Origin of the sequence: Methylomonas sp. EFPC1 (assembly GCF_016925515.1) — a bacterium.
Taxonomy (GTDB): Bacteria; Pseudomonadota; Gammaproteobacteria; order Methylococcales; family Methylomonadaceae; genus Methylomonas; species Methylomonas defluvii.
The window spans coordinates 464,348-482,797 of sequence record NZ_CP070494.1; the positions used below are offsets into that span (position 1 = coordinate 464,348).

The window sequence follows — 18,450 nt, forward strand, 5'->3', positions numbered from 1 at the left end:
TCATGGCAAAGCAAGACGAACAAATCGAGTTCAATTGGGACGGTTTCGATAGGCAAAACAAGAAAACCAAAGGTACCATCAGCGCCAAGAGCGAGGTCATTGCGCGCACCGAATTAAGGCGGATGGGCATTCGGGTCATCGGTATCAAAGCCAAGTCCAAGCCCTTGTTCGGTGCCAGAGTGCAGAAAATCACGCCCGGCGACATCGCGGTGTTCGCCAGGCAGTTGGCGACTATGCTGGCCGCTGGTGTGCCTTTGGTGCAATCGTTCGATATTATCGGCAAGGGACACGACAACGCCAGTATGTCGGAGTTGCTGTTATCGATAAAAGCCGATGTGGAAGGTGGCGATACCCTGGCCCAGGCCTTAAACCGTAAGCCACTGTATTTTGATGCGCTGTTCTGCAATTTGGTCGAAGCCGGCGAACATGCCGGGGTATTGGAAACTTTGCTCGACAAGATTGCCACCTACAAAGAAAAAACCGAATCGATCAAAAAGAAGGTTAAAAAAGCATTGACCTACCCGATTGCAGTGTTGGTCGTCGCGTTTATCGTCACCGCGATTTTGCTGATTTTCGTGGTGCCGGTGTTCGAGGATTTGTTTAAAGGTTTCGGTGCCGACCTTCCGGCATTCACCCAATTTGTTATTGAGCTGTCGGCCTGGGTGCAGGAATGGTGGTGGGCGGTGATTGGAGTGATCGCCATTACCGCTTACGTGTTTAATTATTTTAAAAAACGCTCGAAGGCGTTTAACCATTTTCTCGACAAGACTTTGCTGAAAATCCCGGTTGTCGGGATGATTCTGGAAAAGTCGGCCATCGCTCGTTTTGCCAGAACACTGTCCACCATGTCTGCGGCTGGCGTACCCTTGGTTGAAGCACTGGTTTCGGTGGCAGGGGCTTGCGGCAATATTTTATTTTACGAAGCGGTGATGGCTGTGCGCGACGACGTTTCCACCGGCCAGCAATTGAAGTTTGCTTTGGAGACCACCGGCATGTTTCCGAATATGGTGGTGCAAATGGTGGCGATCGGCGAGGAATCCGGTTCCATTGATGCGATGCTGGACAAAGTCGCGGACTTTTACGAAGAAGAGGTCGATAACCTGGTCGATAACTTGAGCAGTTTGATGGAGCCTATCATCATGGTGATCCTGGGTATCCTGGTCGGCGGCTTGATCGTCGCGATGTATCTGCCTATCTTCAAGTTGGGCGCGGCTATTTAGTTTTTCTTATTCCTCGGCTGCTTGCCATCGTTGGGCCGAGCGCCGGGGCCGAATTACGGATATTCTCTCTTCCTCATGGTTTTTGCCACTCTACAACAATATCCGCTGTTTCTGATCAGCGTCGTTTGCGTGCTGGGCCTTCTGGTCGGCAGCTTCCTAAACGTGGTTATCTACCGTTTGCCGGTGATGATGCAGACGGGTTGGCGGCGCGAATGCCGGGAATATTTGCAGCTCCCACAGGATGAAGCAAGCGAAGTGTTCAACCTGATGTTGCCGGCCTCGCATTGCCCGTCGTGCAAAACCGAAATCAAAGCCTATCAAAACATTCCGGTCATCAGTTACCTGTTGTTGGGCGGCAAATGCGCACATTGCGGGGTGAAAATCGCCATCCGTTACCCGCTTATCGAAGCGTTTACCGGTTTATGTTCGGCCGTGGTGGCTTGGCATTTCGGTTTCGGTTGGGCTTTAGCGTTTGCATTACCTCTGACTTGGTGTTTGATCGCATTGAGTTTTATCGACATCGATCAGCAATTATTACCGGACTCGATCACGCTGCCGATGCTGTGGCTGGGCCTGTTGTTAAGCCTGTTTGATATATACACGAATAGCCACGACGCGATCATCGGCGCGGTGGCTGGCTATTTGAGCCTGTGGAGCGTTTATCAACTTTTTAAATTGCTGACCGGCAAGGAAGGGATGGGCTACGGCGATTTCAAACTGCTGGCGCTGTTCGGTGCCTGGCTGGGCTGGCAATATCTGCCGCTGATTATTCTCCTGTCATCTTTGGTGGGCGCGGTCATCGGTATCGCGATGATCGTGTTCGGCAAACGCGATGCCGGCAAACCGATACCCTTCGGGCCTTATCTGGCTATGGCTGGCTGGCTGGCGATGTTGTTCGGGCCGGAGCTGAATGCCTTATATCTGCATAGTGCCGGTTTGTAGGCGATGCTGAAGATTGGTCTGACGGGCGGCATAGGCAGCGGTAAATCCACGGTTTGCCGGTTGTTTGCCGAATTTGGCGTTCCCATTGTCGACGCAGATCTGATTGCCCGACAGTTGGTCGAGCCGGGGCAGCCTGCTCTGTCGATGATCGCTAGATCTTTTGGGCAACAGATGCTTAACCAGGACGGTAGCCTGAATCGCGCCAGACTGCGCGATGCGGTATTCACTGATAGGGACAAAAAGCGTGAATTGGATGGCATCATGCATCCCTTGGTCTACGCGCAAATCGCGGCGGAGGTAAATACTCTAGCGTCCGACTATTGCATAATTGCCGTGCCGCTGCTGCTGGAGTCGAAAAATCCCTATGCCGTGGATCGAGTGTTAGTAATCGATTGCCCGGTGGATGTGCAAATAGCGCGGGTTACCGCGCGCGATAAACTTACTCGCCAGCAAGTGCAAGCCATCATCGACAGCCAAATGAGGCGGCAAGACCGCTTAAGCAAAGCGGACGATGTCATCGAGAATATCGCCGGCCCGGAGCAACTTGCAGAACAGGTTAAAAGACTGCACAATTCCTACACTTTATTAGCCACCGTCAGGACACAATCGGCTTGAATACACAAACTATCTACGAATTCCCTCTCAATGAACGAATTCGGGTGTTTATGCGCTTGGAGCAACTCTTTCAACAGCTCAGTCACTTCATGTTGGGCGCTTCGGTCTTCGATAAACGCGCCGCCATTTCGGTTTTACTCGACATCTTGATGATCTTCAGCCGCAGCGACTTGAAATCCGAGTTGATCAAAGAGCTGGATAGGCACACCAAAGTATTGAATCAACTGGCGCATACCCACGGCGTCGATGATGAAAAATTGCAGGAAATACTGCTCGAGCTGAATCAAGCCAGCCGTAATCTGTATAGCGCGAACGGCAAAATCGGCATCAGCGTAATGGAAAGCGATTTGTTTCAAAGTATCTCGCAGCGCAACTCCATCCCCGGCGGCAGCTGTTCTTTCGATTTGCCGGCCTTTCATTACTGGCTGGAGCAACACGAAGCCGAGCAGCAAAAAGACCTGGAACGCTGGACTCAACCGTTCGTGGATATTCGGGTGGCGATCGATTTGATCCTGGGTTTTATCAGGCAAAGCAGCGTGCCCACCCAGGAACTTGCCAAGGCCGGATTTTTCCAATTGGCGCTGGATAATAAAAATCATCCGGTGCAACTGCTTCGAGTTGGCTTGGCGGCTGATACTCCGTGTTTTGCCGAGATCAGCGGTGGCAAGCATAGGTTCAGCATTCGTTTTATGAACCCGTCTGTCGATGAAAACCGGCCCAGCCAAACGCTGGACGATATCGAGTTTTCTTTGACCCGCTGCATGTTCTGATGGCCACGAATACCCCGACTACGGTGGCATGCCCCACTTGTCGCAAGCCGGTCGCCTGGATAGCCGCCGAACTATTCAAGCCGTTTTGTTCTGAGCGCTGCAAAATGATCGATTTGGGCGATTGGGCTACCGAAGCTCACAAAATCCCCGGTCCGCCGCTGCTTGACGAAGACGGCGAAAATTCGGATTTCGAATCCTACTAAGCCGGATTTTATCCTGCTAATCTGCCGCTAAAAAGGTGCTGATGCCGGCTATGCCCTGAGCGCCGGCGGCAAGTGCTTTGTCTAGGTCGTGCCTCCCCAAACCACCCAAGGCAAACACCGGCAAATTGATGTGCTCGAGCAATTCGGTCAAGGCCTGCCAGCCTAGCGGCGTGGCGTCCGGATGGGATGCGGTCGCTTGGATGGGCGCCAAAATCGCAAAGTCCAGGCCCAGCGCTTCTGCGTGTTTCAGTTCATCAAGGTTATGACACGATGCCGCTACCCAGCGGTAGCCGTTTGGCCGTTCATGACAGGCCAGCAAAGCGCGGCTGCTCAGGTGCAGGCCTTGCGCCTGAACTGTATCGACAGGCAAATCGGCGTTGACTAGCAAGTTAACCTGTTGCTTTCGGCAAAGCTGAGAAACTTGCTCGAAGACAATTTGCAAATCGGCAATAGGTAAAGACTTAACCCGAAATTGCAGCAGTTTGACGCCGGCCGCCAAAATTCGTTGGCAATTGTCCCATGCTTCGGCAGCGTTGCGGCCTTCCAGGATGGCGTAATAATGCGGAAGTTGCGCGGCGGCGATGATGGGGATGTTGGCGGCCGGAAAACTGAACTCTCTGAGTTGTTCGGCGTCAATCCAGCGCATGGCCTGGCCTTCGCAGCCTCTGGCCTGGCCGGTAAAAGCCGTGACGTTCCAAACATCCAGCAATACCTGCCAGTCGCCGTAATCATGGTTGATTTTGATCAGCGGCGTCGCGGTTTGTACCTGAATACCGACTTCCTCCGCCAGTTCACGGGCTAGTGCTTGCTGTACCGGTTCATCGGCTTCCAGTTTACCGCCCGGAAATTCCCACAAGCCGCCTTGATGCGCGTGTTTGGCCCGCTGGGTAATCAAAATCTTGCCGTCGCCGTCGCGGATTACGCCGACCGCGACATGCAGGCACTGCTTAGGCATGGACATGCTTTCCCGCGCTTAGGTACGGTATTCAGCGTTGATTTTGACGTAATCGTAGGAAAAATCGCAGGTCAACACTTCCTCGCTAGCTGTGCCTCGTCCCAGTCTAACCGTGACAACGATTTCCTCCTGATTCATCACACGTTGGCCGTCTTGCTCGGTGTAAGAGCGGGCTCGGCCGCCGTTTTCGACGATGCACACGGTGCCCAGATAAATTTCGATTTTATCCAAGTCCATGTTTTCGACCCCGGCCCGACCGACCGCCGCCAGAATCCGCCCCCAGTTCGGATCGCTGGCGAAGAAGGCGGTTTTCACCAGCGGCGAATGGGCGATGGTTTTAGCGACTTGCACCGCCTCGGCGCTATCGCGGGCTTGCTCGACGACGATGCGCATCAGCTTGGTCGCACCTTCGCCGTCCCGAATAATCAGTTCAGCCAGGCGTTTGCAAACTGTCATCACGGCCTCGGCGAAGGCCGCATACTCCGCACTGCCGGCCAGAATTTCCGGCGCCGAGCTACTACCGCTGGCCAGCAATACGCAGGCATCGTTAGTCGAGGTATCACCGTCTACGGTAATCCGATTAAAGGATTTTTCCGCCGTCGCGCTCAGGCACTGTTGCAACAGAGATTGTTCGATATTGGCATCGGTGGCGACAAAACCCAGCATGGTGGCCATATTGGGTTGAATCATGCCAGCGCCCTTGGAAATGCCGGTGATCGTCACCGGATGCCCGGCGATATCGATGATGAGCGAAGCGCCCTTGGGAAAGGTGTCTGTCGTCATGATGGCGCGCGCGGCTTTGTCCCAATGCGCTTCGGCCAAATTCGCAACGGCGCTCGGCAACGCTGCCGTGAGCTTTTCCACGGGCAGTGGTTCGCCGATGACGCCGGTCGAGAACGGCAACACTTGTTGTGCCAAGGCCTCGACTTCGCCGGCCAGATTGGCGCAGCAGGCAAAGGCATCTTGCAGGCCTTGCTTACCGGTGCCGGCATTGGCGTTGCCGGAATTGACCAGCAACCAGCGCGGATTTTGCGATAAATGGGCTTTGGCGATATGTACCGGCGCCGCGCAAAAGGCATTTTGGGTAAACACCGCCGCGCAACTGCCGCCCTCCGCCATTTCGATGACTAAAATATCTTCACGAACGGTTTGTTTGATGCCGGCATTGCAGGTGCCGAGTTTGATGCCTTTGACGGCATGCATGGTGGGGAAGTCGATTTGTCCTACTGCCATTGTTGTAGCCTAATTTAAATTGATTAGTCGCTCTAGTTTGTGTCGCTATCGCGACGAATATTTTAATGTCGGTTCGCGGACCGACAACCGCGATACTTTCTTTTGCGTCGCCAAAAGAAAGTATCCAAAGAAAAGGCGACCCGGATGCCGCTTTTATCCTGCGCTCCTCGCTTTTGAACGGGGTTGCCGAAAGGGGCTCCTGCCCCTTCAGCAACGCGATGCATCCCTGCATCGCCCCTGCGGGCTGATCCGTCCAAAAGCTCCGGTGCTCGGCGCGGCATACGGGACAAAACCATCCTGAAATTCAAGGCAACATCGGAAAAATGTAGGGGCTGCATTGTGTACCAACTTCAATTTTACAGAAGAGCGCGGCCAACAAATTTAACCTAACTTACTTGCCGTAACGCAACGTAAATGGGGTGGCTTGAGAGTCGTATTATGCCGTTACATATTTAGCGGGTTGTTCAAAAAGAGTGTATTGAATTGGACGTTCAATTATTTTCTCAACAGGTGCGACAAGAAAGTTTGTAACCAATGCCTCAACCACCGGATTTCTATTCTCTTCTTTTCCACCCAGATGATAGAAGTGTTCACGGGTGATAACGTTATATTTTGACCATAATGTCTTTATGTATTCGTTTTCTCGGTAATCATTATGGTGCCACGTCGATAAAATAAATTTCCCTTTAAACTCTGAAAGTTTATTAAATAACTCGCGTTCGTGGCTTTCATCCCAGCCGTTATAATAATCAACATGCCTATCGATGTAAGGCGGGTCGCAATAAATTATGTCTTGTGATGAAGCCTCACCAATTGTTTTGGTGAAATCCTGGCATTTAAACGAGAGGTGTTTTGCTTTAATAATTTTACTCGCCCAATCCACTTGATTGACAATTTTTGTTACATAGGCTTGGGCAAAACGCTGAGGTTTACGGCAAAAAGGAATGTTGAAGCCACCTTTTCTATTGAAACGGATCATTCCGTTAAAACCTGCCCGATTGACAAAAAGAAAATCAAGTGGCGAGTGCTCGGCGTTAAATCGGTCTCTGATGAAGTAATAGTGGTCTTCACCTTTTTCTAAAAGCAATGCGCCTTCACGTGTCAGATAGTCTTTAACCACTTCGGTAGTTATTTCTCCAGAAGCAACACTAGAGTAAAAATTAATAAGGTGGGGATTCGTGTCGCTTAATAGCGAATGTTGCGGAGCGACATTAAAAGCGACCGCACCGGTTCCCATGAAAGGCTCAATCCACAAGCCATCAAAATCGTTAGGTACGATGCTTTTTATCCAAGGCACGAGTTTGGTTTTAATACCTTGGGATTTTATCGGAGGAACGTATACTTTGATGCTCATTATTCACCGTTCCTTTTATCGACCACCAACGAAACATCGCCGTTTTTGTACGCGACAAACTCACGCAATGTGGAGATTTTTTTTGTGCCTCCTTTCCCATCTTGAATGGTGATTTTACGGTAATTCATCCAATATTCATCGAACCAGTTTTCGCCTAACTTTGAAAACATGCCTTGACCTGAAATGATGTCGGCAATGTTATTGATACTTCCAATATTCGCGGTATTACCGCTACCACCTTTATCGCTGGCGATTTTCCATTTTTCGGCAATAAAGAACTGAAAGTTTTTTACAACAGAGGCAATGGATTGTAATTCGTCTATGCGATGAACTTTAGTTTCATCAATGGTTGCTCCGTCAGCTCTATCATAAATAATGCCCAGGCAAAAATGGCCTGAATATGAACTGTAAGGGAACTGGATATTTTTAGTACTGGTACGATTTTCGAAATACGCGCCGTGTGAACCAAGTGTAAACCCGTTGCATAAATGCGGTTTCTTTGGGTTTCTATAGGTAGTCTTAAAATCGACCGCAAATTTAATAGATTCATTATCTGTTTTTACAAACGAAATGTCTGGGTAATAGTTTTGGTGTTCTGCAAGTACTACTTTGTAACCAATTGATTGGGCAAAGTGCAAAATCTTAGGGAATAAATGAATTTCAAGAATTTTTGAAACAATCTTGGTGTCGGCTGAGATGGTGTATATGTTTTTAAATATATCAATGAAACCTTTTACATTCCATTGCCCATCTTCCGCGCTGACATAATCCTTAAGTTCAAGGACAAATTTTTCAAGATTTTCTGCGAAAATTTCTTTTTCGGTCATTTGGTTACAGCTTTGGTTTTGATTGGCTTCAAAATTGTACAGGCTATGTATCCTGATGAAATATGGTGATTATTCAAACGCATGGCAAATGATTAAATGATCCTACATAGCATCCCATGCTCTTATATAAACCGTTTCTTACTATCGCGACGGTTTTTCTCCCGTATGCCGCGCCGAGCACCGGGGCTTTCGGCGGGAATAGCCCGCAGGGGTGCGGCATGGATGCCGCACATCGACAGAGGGGCAGGAAGCCCCTTCTGTCGATCCCCGTCGAAAGCTTCGGAGCGCAGGATCAAAGCGGCATCCGGGTGGCGTTTCTTTTGGTGACTTTTCTTTGGTCAAACAAAGAAAAGTCACTCGGCTGTCGGGCCGACAAATCGGCAGGATAGCCAATTTGCATGCGTTAGCACCCGAAGGGCGAAAAACAAGGACGTTTTTCGTGAAACCGACATCTAAAACCTGTCGCGACAGCGACACAACCAACCAATCAAACAACTCAACCCACTTCCAAAACAATCACATACTCCCCATCACCCGTACGAGTGTCCAAAACCTTATGCCCATTAATCCGACACCAAGCCGGAATATCCTGCATCACCCCAGGATCGGTACATTCAACAGTCAGCACGTCACCTGTCACCAGGGTTTTTACCTTGTCCTGCGTGCGGATCACCGGCAATGGACACAACAATCGGCGGGCGTTCAAAACATGTTCACTCATACGAACCACTCTTGTGGAATGTCGTCGGCAAGCAAGGGCTTAACGAACACATTGCGCTCGTTGCCTTCTCGGTCACGGATGGTCACTTCCACCTGTTCGGCTTCGCGGCCTTGGCCGTAGCGCGCGGTAATCTGCGCGGCTTGCAGCAGATCGTCTTCGCTGGGTGTGCCGTCGATCAAGGCTAGCGGGCCGCGATGGCTGGCGCAGTTCATACTGATAAATTCTTTTTTATAACCGCTCATGAAGCGGGCTTCACCGTCTTCGCGCGCTATGATGACTTTGAAATGTGGTTTGGGGCGGATATGCCGGCCTACTTTCAGTAGCATCACATCGTCCAGATCGTAATCGCGTTCGCCGCGGGCTTTCCATAGATCAACCAGCTTTAATGAATAGGCTTCGTCGGTCAAGAAACAACAGCCGCCGGCGGGTTGGGCGTAGTCGGTAAAGCCGTATTCTTTCGCCAAGGTCATTTGCGGTTTGCGTGACCGGCCGCTGAAACCAAACATTTTCTCACGGCTGATCCAGCCTTCGCGTTCCGGCAAGGTGGCGGGTAGGTTTTGCGCAGATAAGGGTCTAACCAGTAAATCGTCGGCACCCGATTGAGCGGCGACGATGGGCATGGTTTGCTTGCGCTGCGACATGGGGCGTTGGCCGACCACTTCGCCGGTGATGATGAAATCGAAGCCGTTTTCCACCATCCACTGTTTGGCCTTATTGACCATGAAAATCTTGCAATCCAGGCAAGGGTTTAGGTTGGCACCGTAACCGTGCTTGGGGTTTAGCAGGACGTTTTTGTATTCTTCGATGACGTCGATGATATGCAGTTTGATGCCCAATTGCTCGGCTACCCACAGCGAGTTGTTGCGCTTGACCTTGTCGGCGTCTTGCTTACGTATTGCATGCGTGTGGCCTTCCACGCAAAAGCCGGTGAAAAAATTGATGCCCTCGACGTGGATACCTTGCTCAAGGATGGCTTGGGTAGCCAGCATGGAGTCCAGGCCGCCGGAAATCAGCGCCACCGCTTTTCTTTGTTGACTCATAACTCAGATGTCTAGCAGGAAAAACGCCGCATTATACTGTGGATTTCAGCAATATGCGGCTGTCAGCAACGTGGGCAAACAATTAATTGGGCAACTTTCGGCGGGAAAATCCACCAAAAAATCAGGGGTTTGCCTTGGTGGGTCGGTGATTCGCCGGCCGCTGACGGCCGGCGAAGCGATGGCTTTAAATTCTAAAATGGCCAACCGTCTGGCGTAATTGATTGGCCAGCTCAAGCAACTCGTGGCAGGCATCGGCGGTGTGTTTGGCGCCGCTGGAGGTTTCTTGGGACACATGGCTGATATTGCTGACATTACGGTTAATTTCTTCCGCGACCGCTGTCTGTTGCTCTGCGGCGGTGGCGATCTGATTATTCATGTCGTTGATGGTAAATATTCTCTCGCTGATGGTATTGATCGAATCCCCGGCCGAAGCGGCTTGCTCAACACTGGAGGCGGCGCGTTTTCTGCCGTTTTCCATCACCGAAACCGCTTGTTTCGCCCGGCCTTGCAACCTTTCTATGGTTTGGCGGATTTCCAGCGTCGAGTTTTGCGTGCGGCTGGCCAAGGTGCGGACTTCATCCGCCACCACTGCAAAGCCGCGGCCTTGCTCGCCGGCGCGGGCCGCTTCAATGGCTGCATTCAACGCCAATAAATTGGTTTGCTCGGCGATGCCCTGAATCACGCTTAATACTTCGCCTATGCTGTTGCTGTCGGTTTCCAGATCGTGAATCACATTGGCGGCATTTTCCACTTCGGTGGCTAATTCGTTAATACCGCCAACCGCTTGCGTAACGATATTTTTGCCTGACGTCGCTTCCCGGTCCGCATTTTCGGCGGCTTCGGATGCTTTGACCGCGTTTTTGGCAACCTCTTGTACAGTCGATGTCATTTGTTTCATTGCATTGGCCACCAGCGTGGTTTCTTGCAATTGCCGCTCTACGCCTTGTTGGGTGGATTGGGTGATGGTTGCCAGTTTGTTGGCGGCCTGCGCCAGTCGGTCGCTGGTCACGCTGATTTCTTCAACGGTTTTGGCGATTTTCTTCACGAAGGCATTAAAACTGGAAGCCACCCAGGCAAACTCGGATTTACCCGACGCGCTGAGCCTGGCGCGCAAATCGCCGTCTCCGCTGCAAATGGCTTGCAGGTTCAGCGCCAATGCAGTCAGTGGGCCGATGATGATTTTGCTCATCACCAGATAACCGGTGATACCGATGATTAAAAGCGTCAAACCCAAAAAGCCGACTGCGTAAAACACGGTTTGCTTCAACTCGCTAAAGGCGTTGCTAAAAGGAGTGATAATTTCGAATGCGCCGTGCAAGTCGCCGGTCCGGCGGTTTTCCATGGCATAACCGAGTAAATCCTGGCCCTTGCCGTTGCCCCATAAGGCTTGCGAGGTCTGTGGGTCGCCGTGACAAAGCTCGCATTGTTTGGTCATTTTCACCGGTCTGAAATAGCGAATTTCTTGTTTCTCTTCGTCGACCATGCTGTATTCGGTTAGCGCCGGGTCTTTTTTGAATTTGTCCAAAACCTGTTGTTCCAGTTGGTCCGGCATGTTTCTGGGCGGATTGCGGGGATTCAGTGCCGGCGCTTTAAAACGAAAACCGCCTTCCTTGGCTTTGGCTTCTATCACGTCCCAGGCATTGGCGGTGGGGACGGTCGCGATAATCAACGACCGGCGGCTGGCTTCATCCTTGCCTTGCACCAACTGCCGGAGGTACTCCGGCGAGTAAAGGCCGCTTTCCCAATTTTTGGCTACATTGTCGCGAATCGATTCGGAAAGCAGCAGTAATTGTCGGGACGATTCAATCTTGCGGTCTATCAGTTTTTGTTTTTCGATGTTGGCAAACATCAACAACAAGCCCAAGCTCAGGACGAAGAGTATGCCCGTGGTAATGGCTACCACTTTGACTCCCACCGAATGCCAGTTCATTAAGAACATAAGATTTCCCCCGTTAAATTTATTGTTATAAGAGTGAGTGAAACGGCGGATGGACGATCAAACATGCCATGTCGCCAAGTCGTGTAGACAATCAATGAGGGCTTAAAATGACGGCCATTTAGCTGCCGTTGCGGATGTTTTCCGGTCGAATCGCCCGGTTCAAGCTGTGTATTACACGTTCGAATTCAGGTAAGGGCATGGGTTTGCCGAACAGGTAGCCTTGAAAGGCATCGCAGCCTATACGCTCCAGGCAGATGCGTTGATCCTGGGTTTCCACCCCTTCCGCAATCACATTCAGGCCCAGGTTGTGGCCCATGCCGATAATGGTTTGGGCAATGACCGCATCGTTAGGGTCAACGATAAGGTCACGCACAAAGCTTTGATCGATTTTGAGTTGGCTAAGCGGCAACTTCTTTAGATAACTCAGTGAGGAATATCCGGTGCCGAAGTCGTCCATCGAAAAACGTACGCCCAATGATTTCAGCGTTTGCATTTTTTCAATGGCGTCTTCGACATCGTGCAATACCATGCTTTCGGTCAATTCCAGTTTGAGTTTTGCCGAGTTGGCGCCCGAGTTGTTAAGAATTCGGCAGATCGATTCGACGAAATCGGCTTGACGGAACTGTCTGGCGCTTACATTGACGGCAAGCTGTAAATGCTGGGTGAGCGGATTTTGTTCCCAGGCCTTGAGTTGCTCGCAGGCACATTGCAACACCCATTCGCCGATAGGCAGAATCAAGCCGGATTCTTCGGCTAGCGGGATAAACTCGGCCGGCGAAATCATGCCTTTTTGCGGATGTTTCCAGCGTAATAGCACTTCTGCGCCAAAAATCTGGGCGTTTTTATCGACCTGGGGTTGGTAATGTAGGCTTAGCTGATCTTGGGCCTGGGCATGGCGTAAATCGAACTCCAGCAGTACGCGCGATTCCAACAAGGCCTGCATCTGTGGATCGAAGAAGCGCAGCGTGTTGCGGCCGGCATCCTTGGCCTGGTACAGCGCCGCGTCGGCGCGCCTCAGCGTGTCGTCGAACGAGTTGTTGTGTTCGTCGAATATGGCAATGCCGATACTGATGGAGCCGAGATGTTCCTTGCCGTTTAACAACATGCCGGTATTGATGGCGCACAATATTTTGTGTGCAACGTCTTCGGCATTCGCGGTTGCCTCTGCTTGCGCGCTGCCCAGATTTTCCAGCAGCACGATAAATTCGTCGCCGCCCAGCCGGGCAACGGTATCGCCTTGACGGACGCAGGCCTTTAGGCGCGAGGCAATCTCTATTAGTAGCTGATCGCCGATTTGGTGGCCCTGGGTATCGTTAATCGTTTTGAAGTTATCAACGTCGATCATCAACACCGCGCCGTGCTTACGCGCGCAACGGCTGTTGTGTAAGGCCTGCTGTAGCCGGTCTTGCAACAGGCGGCGATTGGGCAGGTCGGTGAGTGGATCGTAATAAGCCAGGCGGTGAATGGCGGCTTGCGCTTCCTTGTGCTGGCTAATGTCGGTAAAGGCCGCCACGTAGTTGCAAGTGTGGCCGTCCGCGCCGGTTACTACGCTGATTGTCAGCCACTTCGGGTAAACGTCGCCGTTTTTACGCCTGTCCCACACCTCGCCTTGCCAGAATTTTTCGCGCTTCAGAGCGGCCCACATTTCCCGGTAAAACTCTTGGCCGTGACGGCCGGATTTTAAAATCGAGGGTTTGTTGCCGATGACTTCGTCCGGCTGATAACCGGTCAGCCGGGTGAAGGCGTTGTTGACGCGCAGGATGATATTATTTTCATCGGTAATCATGATCCCTTCCTGGGATTCGATAGCGCGCTCGGCGATGCGCAATTGGCTCTCCGCCCAGCGGATGTTGCTGATGTCCCGGCTAATCACCACCATGCCTTTGCGTTGGCCGTTTTCTTGGTAAATCGGCGTTTTGCGTACCTCTATTTCGATCAAGCGGCCCTCGTCGTTGAGAATATGATCTTCGAACATGATCAAGTGTCCGGCCTGCCATACCGCTTCTTCATCCGAAAATAGTTTTATATGCTTGTCCAGTGCGTCCGGCTGTTGATCGGCCAGTTCCAGATAGGTCTTGCCCTGCCAATCCATACCGTCAAATCGGAATAACTGTTGCGCGTGCTCATTGGCGAATAACAAGCGGCCGTCGCCGTCTTTGAACAGAATAGCGTCGGGAATGGCTTCTATCAGGCTGATGAGTTGCTGGCTGAGGGCTTTTAGCTTGCTTTCGCTTTCCTGTAGATCCTGTTGCGCCTGCGTGCGCACGGCAATTTCGGCTGCCAGTTGCCGATTGCTCGGTAGTTTCAATGCATGCGGCACCAACTTGATCAGCAATATTGCCGCTGCCAGGGAGATGGTCGCCGTCAAGGCTTTTATGGCGGTATCCAACCAATACAAGGGTTGCCAGATCAGGAAGATGGACATCAAGTGCGATGCCCCGCAGGCCAGAATAAATGAGCTGAACATCAAATAGATGCCGCGAAATTTCAGGTCTCGGCGCTGTGATACGACATAAGCCAGAATGACGGCAATCGCGAAATAGGCCAGAGTGATTAAGGCATCGGAAATCACATACGACCACAGCAGGCCGGGCGTCCACTTTAGGCAAAACCCGTGCGGCATCAGTCCGCCCGCACTGAAAAAATCGAAGAATGGTGTTTTCACGCTAATTTTCCAGCACGGTTTGGTCCGGACGTAACCGTGGGCGGGTTTTGCGTATCGGGCAATCCTTGGCTAAACGCGGCTTTGTGCGCTCCAGGCACATGGTGGGTGGTGCGAATGTAGGGGGTGTGTTTGCTGAAGTATTTATCGAATATGCCGGTATCGAAAATCTGATGTACGTCGCCGCCACAGCCTTGCAGATTCAGCTCGACGCCGGCCTGCATCCAATCGCAGATTAGCGAGATGGTGGCGATGCCGCACATATTGAATGTAGGGATATTCTCGAGTGTTATCCTGGCGCCGGCGCGCGTATTGACTTTGGTGTGAGCCTTGCACGACGCCAGTAATTCATGGCATTTTGCAAACTCCAACGTGTTACGGATAGTCACCTCAAACCATTCACCTGTTACCGATACTTGCATAGATGAACCCCGATGCATTCAAAATTCTGGATCCTGCATCATATTTAAATGTAGAGCGGCTGAATATCAGTCAATCCGAAATTTCAGGCAGGTAAAAGTGTAATTTGTTGTAGGCTATTTCCTTCTTATGCGGGCATGGGACTACATGTTCAGGCGGTGTGCATCATAGTAGCGTATCAATTCGGCGTTATTGCTGATGTGCAATTTTTCAAACAGCCGGGCTTTGTATGTACTGACAGTCTTGTTGCTGATTGCCAGGTCCCTGCCGATGTCGTTCAGGCTTTGGCCTTTAGCCAGTAACTGCAAGATTTGAAACTCGCGTTCGGATAGTTTTTCATGCGGTTTGCTTGGCTCGGAGCTCTCGAATTCAAATACCATTTTTTCGGCGAGTTTAGGGTCGATAAATCGGCCGTCGCCGGCGACTCGGCGGATGGCTGTCAGTAAGGTTTCCGGGTCGTTATCCTTGGTTAGATAGCCATTCGCACCGGTTTTTAATGCGCGCGAGACGATTTGCAATTCGTTGTGCATGCTCAAAATCAGGATGGGCAATGCCGGATATTGGCCGCGAATCCGGCTGATCATCTCCACGCCGCCAAGATCGGGCATGGTCAGATCCAGTAGCACCAGATCAACGGCGTTTTCATCGAGAAAACTCAACAGTTGCTGGCTATTTTCGGCTTCGCCGACGACGGTAATATCGGTGGAGAGTGCGAATAGTTGTTTCAGACCGCCCCGCACAATGGCATGGTCGTCGGCAATAATTAATCGGATCATAGTTCTGGTCTTTTAGGGTTAGCCGGGATACGTACCTGGATAGAGGTACCTTGGCCCGGGGCACTGGAAATACTGGTTTCTCCGCCCAACATCAAGGAGCGTTCACGTATGCCGATCAGGCCAAAAGACTTGGTCTTAGTGGGCGCATGGGTGTCGAAACCACGACCATTATCGTCAATTTTCAGGCAATAGTGGTCCTTATCCAAATTGACGGCAATTTTTACCTTGCTGGCTGCCGCATGCCGCAGCACATTGGTCAGCGATTCTTGGGCGATGCGAAAAATCACGATTGCGCATTCCTCGTCCATATCGAAATCATCTTCCGGATACAACAGATCGCACTGAATCCCGGATTGTTCCGCGAATTTCCTTACCAGCCACTCCAAAGCCGGCACGATTCCCATTTCTATCGCCGAGGGACGTAGGGAGGTTGCCACGTCGCGGGTAACCTGGATGGTTTGGTCCAGCAATTCCATAATGTTGCGGATTTGTTCGGCCAGCTCTCGGTTGTTGATGGCGAATTTCATGCGCAGCAGCGACATTTCCATGCGCAGGGCAGTCAACATTTGTCCCAGCTCGTCGTGAACTTCACGGGCCATGTGCTTGCGTTCTTCTTCACGGGCCTTTTCCCGACGAGCGGCCAGTTGCCGTAATTGCAAGCGGGACGATTCCAGGTCTTTTTCTATTATTTTCAGTTCGGTGATGTCCTGCGATGTGCCTATGCCGCGCACGAAACTGCCATCCCCGGCAAATACCAGATCGGCGCGTTCCCTCAGCCATTTTATTTTACCGTTCGCCACGATACGGTGTTGGATGTCGTAAGGCGCGCCACGCATGGCCGCTTCCCAGGCGTGGCGTACGTAATGTCGGTCAGCCGGATGCACACATTTCAAGAAGCGCTCGTAGCTTATCGGCGTGCCCAAAGGCATGCCGAAAATGCGGTAATTTTCGTCAGACCATTTCAGAGAATGCTCTCTAAGGTTTAAGGACCAACTGCCCAAATGCGCCTGGGCTTGGGCGTGAGCCAGATGTGCTTCGCTTTCGCGCAAGGCATTTTCGATCAACTTAAAATTGCTGACATCTCTGTTAACCCCGACGATTTTTTGCCCGCCGCTCTTGGGATCGCCGGCTATGATGGCTGAAGCCTGAATGAAGCGTAAGGCGCCGTCGCTTTGCCGGCGAATCCTAAATTCCCAATGCTTTTCCTGCTGGTCTCGAATCAGCTTGCGCAGGGTGGCTTCGGTGCGCGGTAAGTCTTCAACCACCACCAAGGCAGACCAGGTCTGGTAGTCTATGGGCGTTCCCACAGGAATGCCGAACATTTCGTACATGCGTTCATCCCAATCCCCGACGCCCAACGCCAGATCCCACTCGCAAATGCCGATTGCGGCGGCTTTGGTGGCCAAGCTCAAGCGTTCGCTGTAATTGCGGAGTCGCTCCTCCGCGCTGCGGCTTTCGGTTATATCGCGTGCCAGACCGATGGTGCCCAGCACATCGTCTTTATCGTCGACGATGGGGGCTTTGATCGTTTCGGTCCAGGTTTCCCGTCCAGCGTCGAAGGCTCTCTCGGTCAGCGATATTTGTTGCCGAGTCAGCATCACTTCTTGGTCAACAGCGCGGTAATGCTCGGCCAGGCCTTCCGGCCAGATATCGAAATCAGTCACATCGTTTGAATCGTGCAGATGGTCGATGCCCACGGCGTTTAGCCAATGTTTGTTGGCTTGAATATATTTCCCGTTTCTGTCCTTCATCCAGGCCAAGAACGGCAAGCTATCGTACATGGCACGCAGACGGGCTTCCGATTCGCTAACCCGTTTTTGTGCAGACTTCAATGCGGTAATGTCGGTCACCAAGACGAAAAATCCTTTTACTTGCCCTGCTGCGCCATCCGGCAAATAGGCGGATTGGGTATGGCGAACTGCGCCCGCGACATTGACGATGGTACGCTCAAAATACTGCGGTTCTCCTTTCAGAACGGCATCGATAAACGGTTTATTCAGCGTGTATAGATGATCGCCGATGACTTCGCGAATATGTTTGCCTAGCAAGTTTTCCGAAGTAAAGCCGAACCATTCTTCATAGGCTTTGTTGCCAAATTTGTTGATAAGATTTTTGTCCCAGTAGCCGATCATCGCCGGCATATGGTTGAGGACGGAGCCCAAGTTCTGTTGGCACTCTAAAATTTCGGCATGTTTCTCCGGGTTATTGGGCACCGGAATGTCCGAAAGTATCGTTAGCCACGCCGATATAGTGCCATGCCGGTCTACTAGGCCTCGACCGCTAACGCTGACGCGGACTGCGCTGCCGTTTGCGCGCTTTACAATTAATTCGATAGCCTCTTCCGTCATGCCTGGGTCAACAGGCTGGAAACACGGTAAAAGCGCAACGGGAAAAGGCGTGTTGCCGTCGGCGGTAAACAGGTAATGTCGATTCTCCCAATCGGCTGTTGAGCCAATCCCCAGCATAAGTTCAGCGGCGCGGTTGACGCAGACGATTGTGTGCGTCGTGTCGAAAACAATGACGGCTTCTTTAATGCTGTCTATGATCCCGTAAAGCAAGTCGGTTTCATGGGCAAAATTACTCAAGTTGAGTCGGCGGTTTGGCATCTCGACGAATTAGTAATGGTTTGGGAAGGCAAGCATAAACGAGCTACTACATTTTTCGGCGAAGAAATTAACAGGCATTTTTTAGGCAACCGAGCGAATAGCGTCCCGGCTTCACTTGTGGGCGGATTGGCCTACACTTTGGGCATTATCAATTCGAGAGCCGCCCG

The 18,450-nt window shown here is 51.5% G+C and carries 16 protein-coding genes; 5 read left to right on the forward strand and 11 right to left on the reverse strand.

Annotated features, from left to right (window positions below; translation table 11 throughout):
• The first annotated feature begins 2 nt into the window (after positions 1-2).
• From JWZ98_RS02165 to yacG, 5 genes are all read left to right on the forward strand, one after another.
• The gene (locus JWZ98_RS02165; RefSeq protein WP_205452935.1) at positions 3-1,220 is read left to right on the forward strand and encodes a type II secretion system F family protein; all 1,218 of its coding nucleotides are present in this window, start codon (positions 3-5) and stop codon (positions 1,218-1,220) included.
• Between the two features lie 75 nt (positions 1,221-1,295).
• Positions 1,296-2,162 carry an A24 family peptidase gene (locus JWZ98_RS02170; protein ID WP_205452937.1) on the forward strand — a complete coding sequence of 289 codons (867 nt, stop codon included), beginning with the start codon at positions 1,296-1,298 and terminating at the stop codon, positions 2,160-2,162.
• A 3-nt stretch (positions 2,163-2,165) separates the two neighbouring features.
• Positions 2,166-2,777 (forward strand): dephospho-CoA kinase, encoded by a 612-nt coding sequence (gene coaE, locus JWZ98_RS02175; protein ID WP_205452938.1) that lies wholly within the window; start codon positions 2,166-2,168, stop codon positions 2,775-2,777.
• Positions 2,774-3,547, forward strand: a complete 774-nt coding sequence (zapD, locus tag JWZ98_RS02180) for a cell division protein ZapD (RefSeq protein WP_205452939.1) — start codon at positions 2,774-2,776, stop codon at positions 3,545-3,547. Before coaE ends, zapD begins: the two co-directional genes overlap by 4 nt.
• Positions 3,547-3,750 carry a DNA gyrase inhibitor YacG gene (gene yacG, locus JWZ98_RS02185; RefSeq protein WP_205452940.1) on the forward strand — a complete coding sequence of 68 codons (204 nt, stop codon included), beginning with the start codon at positions 3,547-3,549 and terminating at the stop codon, positions 3,748-3,750. The genes zapD and yacG overlap by 1 nt, the downstream gene beginning before the upstream one ends.
• A 16-nt stretch (positions 3,751-3,766) precedes the next feature.
• Here yacG and JWZ98_RS02190 read toward each other — a convergent pair whose 3' ends face one another.
• From JWZ98_RS02190 to JWZ98_RS02240, 11 genes are all read right to left on the reverse strand, one after another.
• On the reverse strand, positions 3,767-4,711 hold the full coding sequence (locus JWZ98_RS02190) for a Nudix family hydrolase (RefSeq protein ID WP_205452941.1): 945 nt from the start codon (positions 4,709-4,711) through the stop codon (positions 3,767-3,769).
• 12 nt (positions 4,712-4,723) lie between these two features.
• Positions 4,724-5,938 carry a bifunctional glutamate N-acetyltransferase/amino-acid acetyltransferase ArgJ gene (gene argJ / locus JWZ98_RS02195; RefSeq protein WP_205452943.1) on the reverse strand — a complete coding sequence of 405 codons (1,215 nt, stop codon included), beginning with the start codon at positions 5,936-5,938 and terminating at the stop codon, positions 4,724-4,726.
• A 436-nt stretch (positions 5,939-6,374) separates the two neighbouring features.
• The gene (locus JWZ98_RS02200; protein WP_205452945.1) at positions 6,375-7,292 is read right to left on the reverse strand and encodes a Dam family site-specific DNA-(adenine-N6)-methyltransferase; all 918 of its coding nucleotides are present in this window, start codon (positions 7,290-7,292) and stop codon (positions 6,375-6,377) included.
• Positions 7,292-8,119, reverse strand: coding sequence for an EcoRV family type II restriction endonuclease (locus JWZ98_RS02205; protein WP_205452952.1), 828 nt, complete (start codon positions 8,117-8,119; stop codon positions 7,292-7,294). The genes JWZ98_RS02200 and JWZ98_RS02205 overlap by 1 nt, the downstream gene beginning before the upstream one ends.
• A 496-nt stretch (positions 8,120-8,615) precedes the next feature.
• Entirely contained in the window at positions 8,616-8,840 is a 225-nt protein-coding gene (locus JWZ98_RS02210; RefSeq protein WP_205452954.1) for a sulfurtransferase TusA family protein, read from the reverse strand.
• Positions 8,837-9,880 carry a tRNA (5-methylaminomethyl-2-thiouridylate)-methyltransferase gene (locus JWZ98_RS02215; RefSeq protein ID WP_205452956.1) on the reverse strand — a complete coding sequence of 348 codons (1,044 nt, stop codon included), beginning with the start codon at positions 9,878-9,880 and terminating at the stop codon, positions 8,837-8,839. Before JWZ98_RS02215 ends, JWZ98_RS02210 begins: the two co-directional genes overlap by 4 nt.
• A 184-nt stretch (positions 9,881-10,064) precedes the next feature.
• Positions 10,065-11,819, reverse strand: a complete 1,755-nt coding sequence (locus tag JWZ98_RS02220; protein ID WP_205452958.1) for a methyl-accepting chemotaxis protein — start codon at positions 11,817-11,819, stop codon at positions 10,065-10,067.
• Positions 11,820-11,937: 118 nt separating this feature from the next.
• Complete coding sequence (locus JWZ98_RS02225) at positions 11,938-14,484, reverse strand: GGDEF and EAL domain-containing protein (RefSeq protein ID WP_051669752.1); 2,547 nt, start codon at positions 14,482-14,484, stop codon at positions 11,938-11,940.
• Entirely contained in the window at positions 14,481-14,903 is a 423-nt protein-coding gene (locus JWZ98_RS02230) for a hypothetical protein (protein ID WP_129871332.1), read from the reverse strand. The genes JWZ98_RS02225 and JWZ98_RS02230 overlap by 4 nt, the downstream gene beginning before the upstream one ends.
• 141 nt (positions 14,904-15,044) lie before the next feature.
• Positions 15,045-15,677, reverse strand: a complete 633-nt coding sequence (locus JWZ98_RS02235; protein WP_033155855.1) for a response regulator transcription factor — start codon at positions 15,675-15,677, stop codon at positions 15,045-15,047.
• Positions 15,674-18,262: a PAS domain S-box protein gene (locus JWZ98_RS02240; protein WP_205452960.1), complete on the reverse strand. Its 2,589-nt coding sequence runs from the start codon at positions 18,260-18,262 to the stop codon at positions 15,674-15,676. Before JWZ98_RS02240 ends, JWZ98_RS02235 begins: the two co-directional genes overlap by 4 nt.
• Positions 18,263-18,450: the final 188 nt, after the last annotated feature.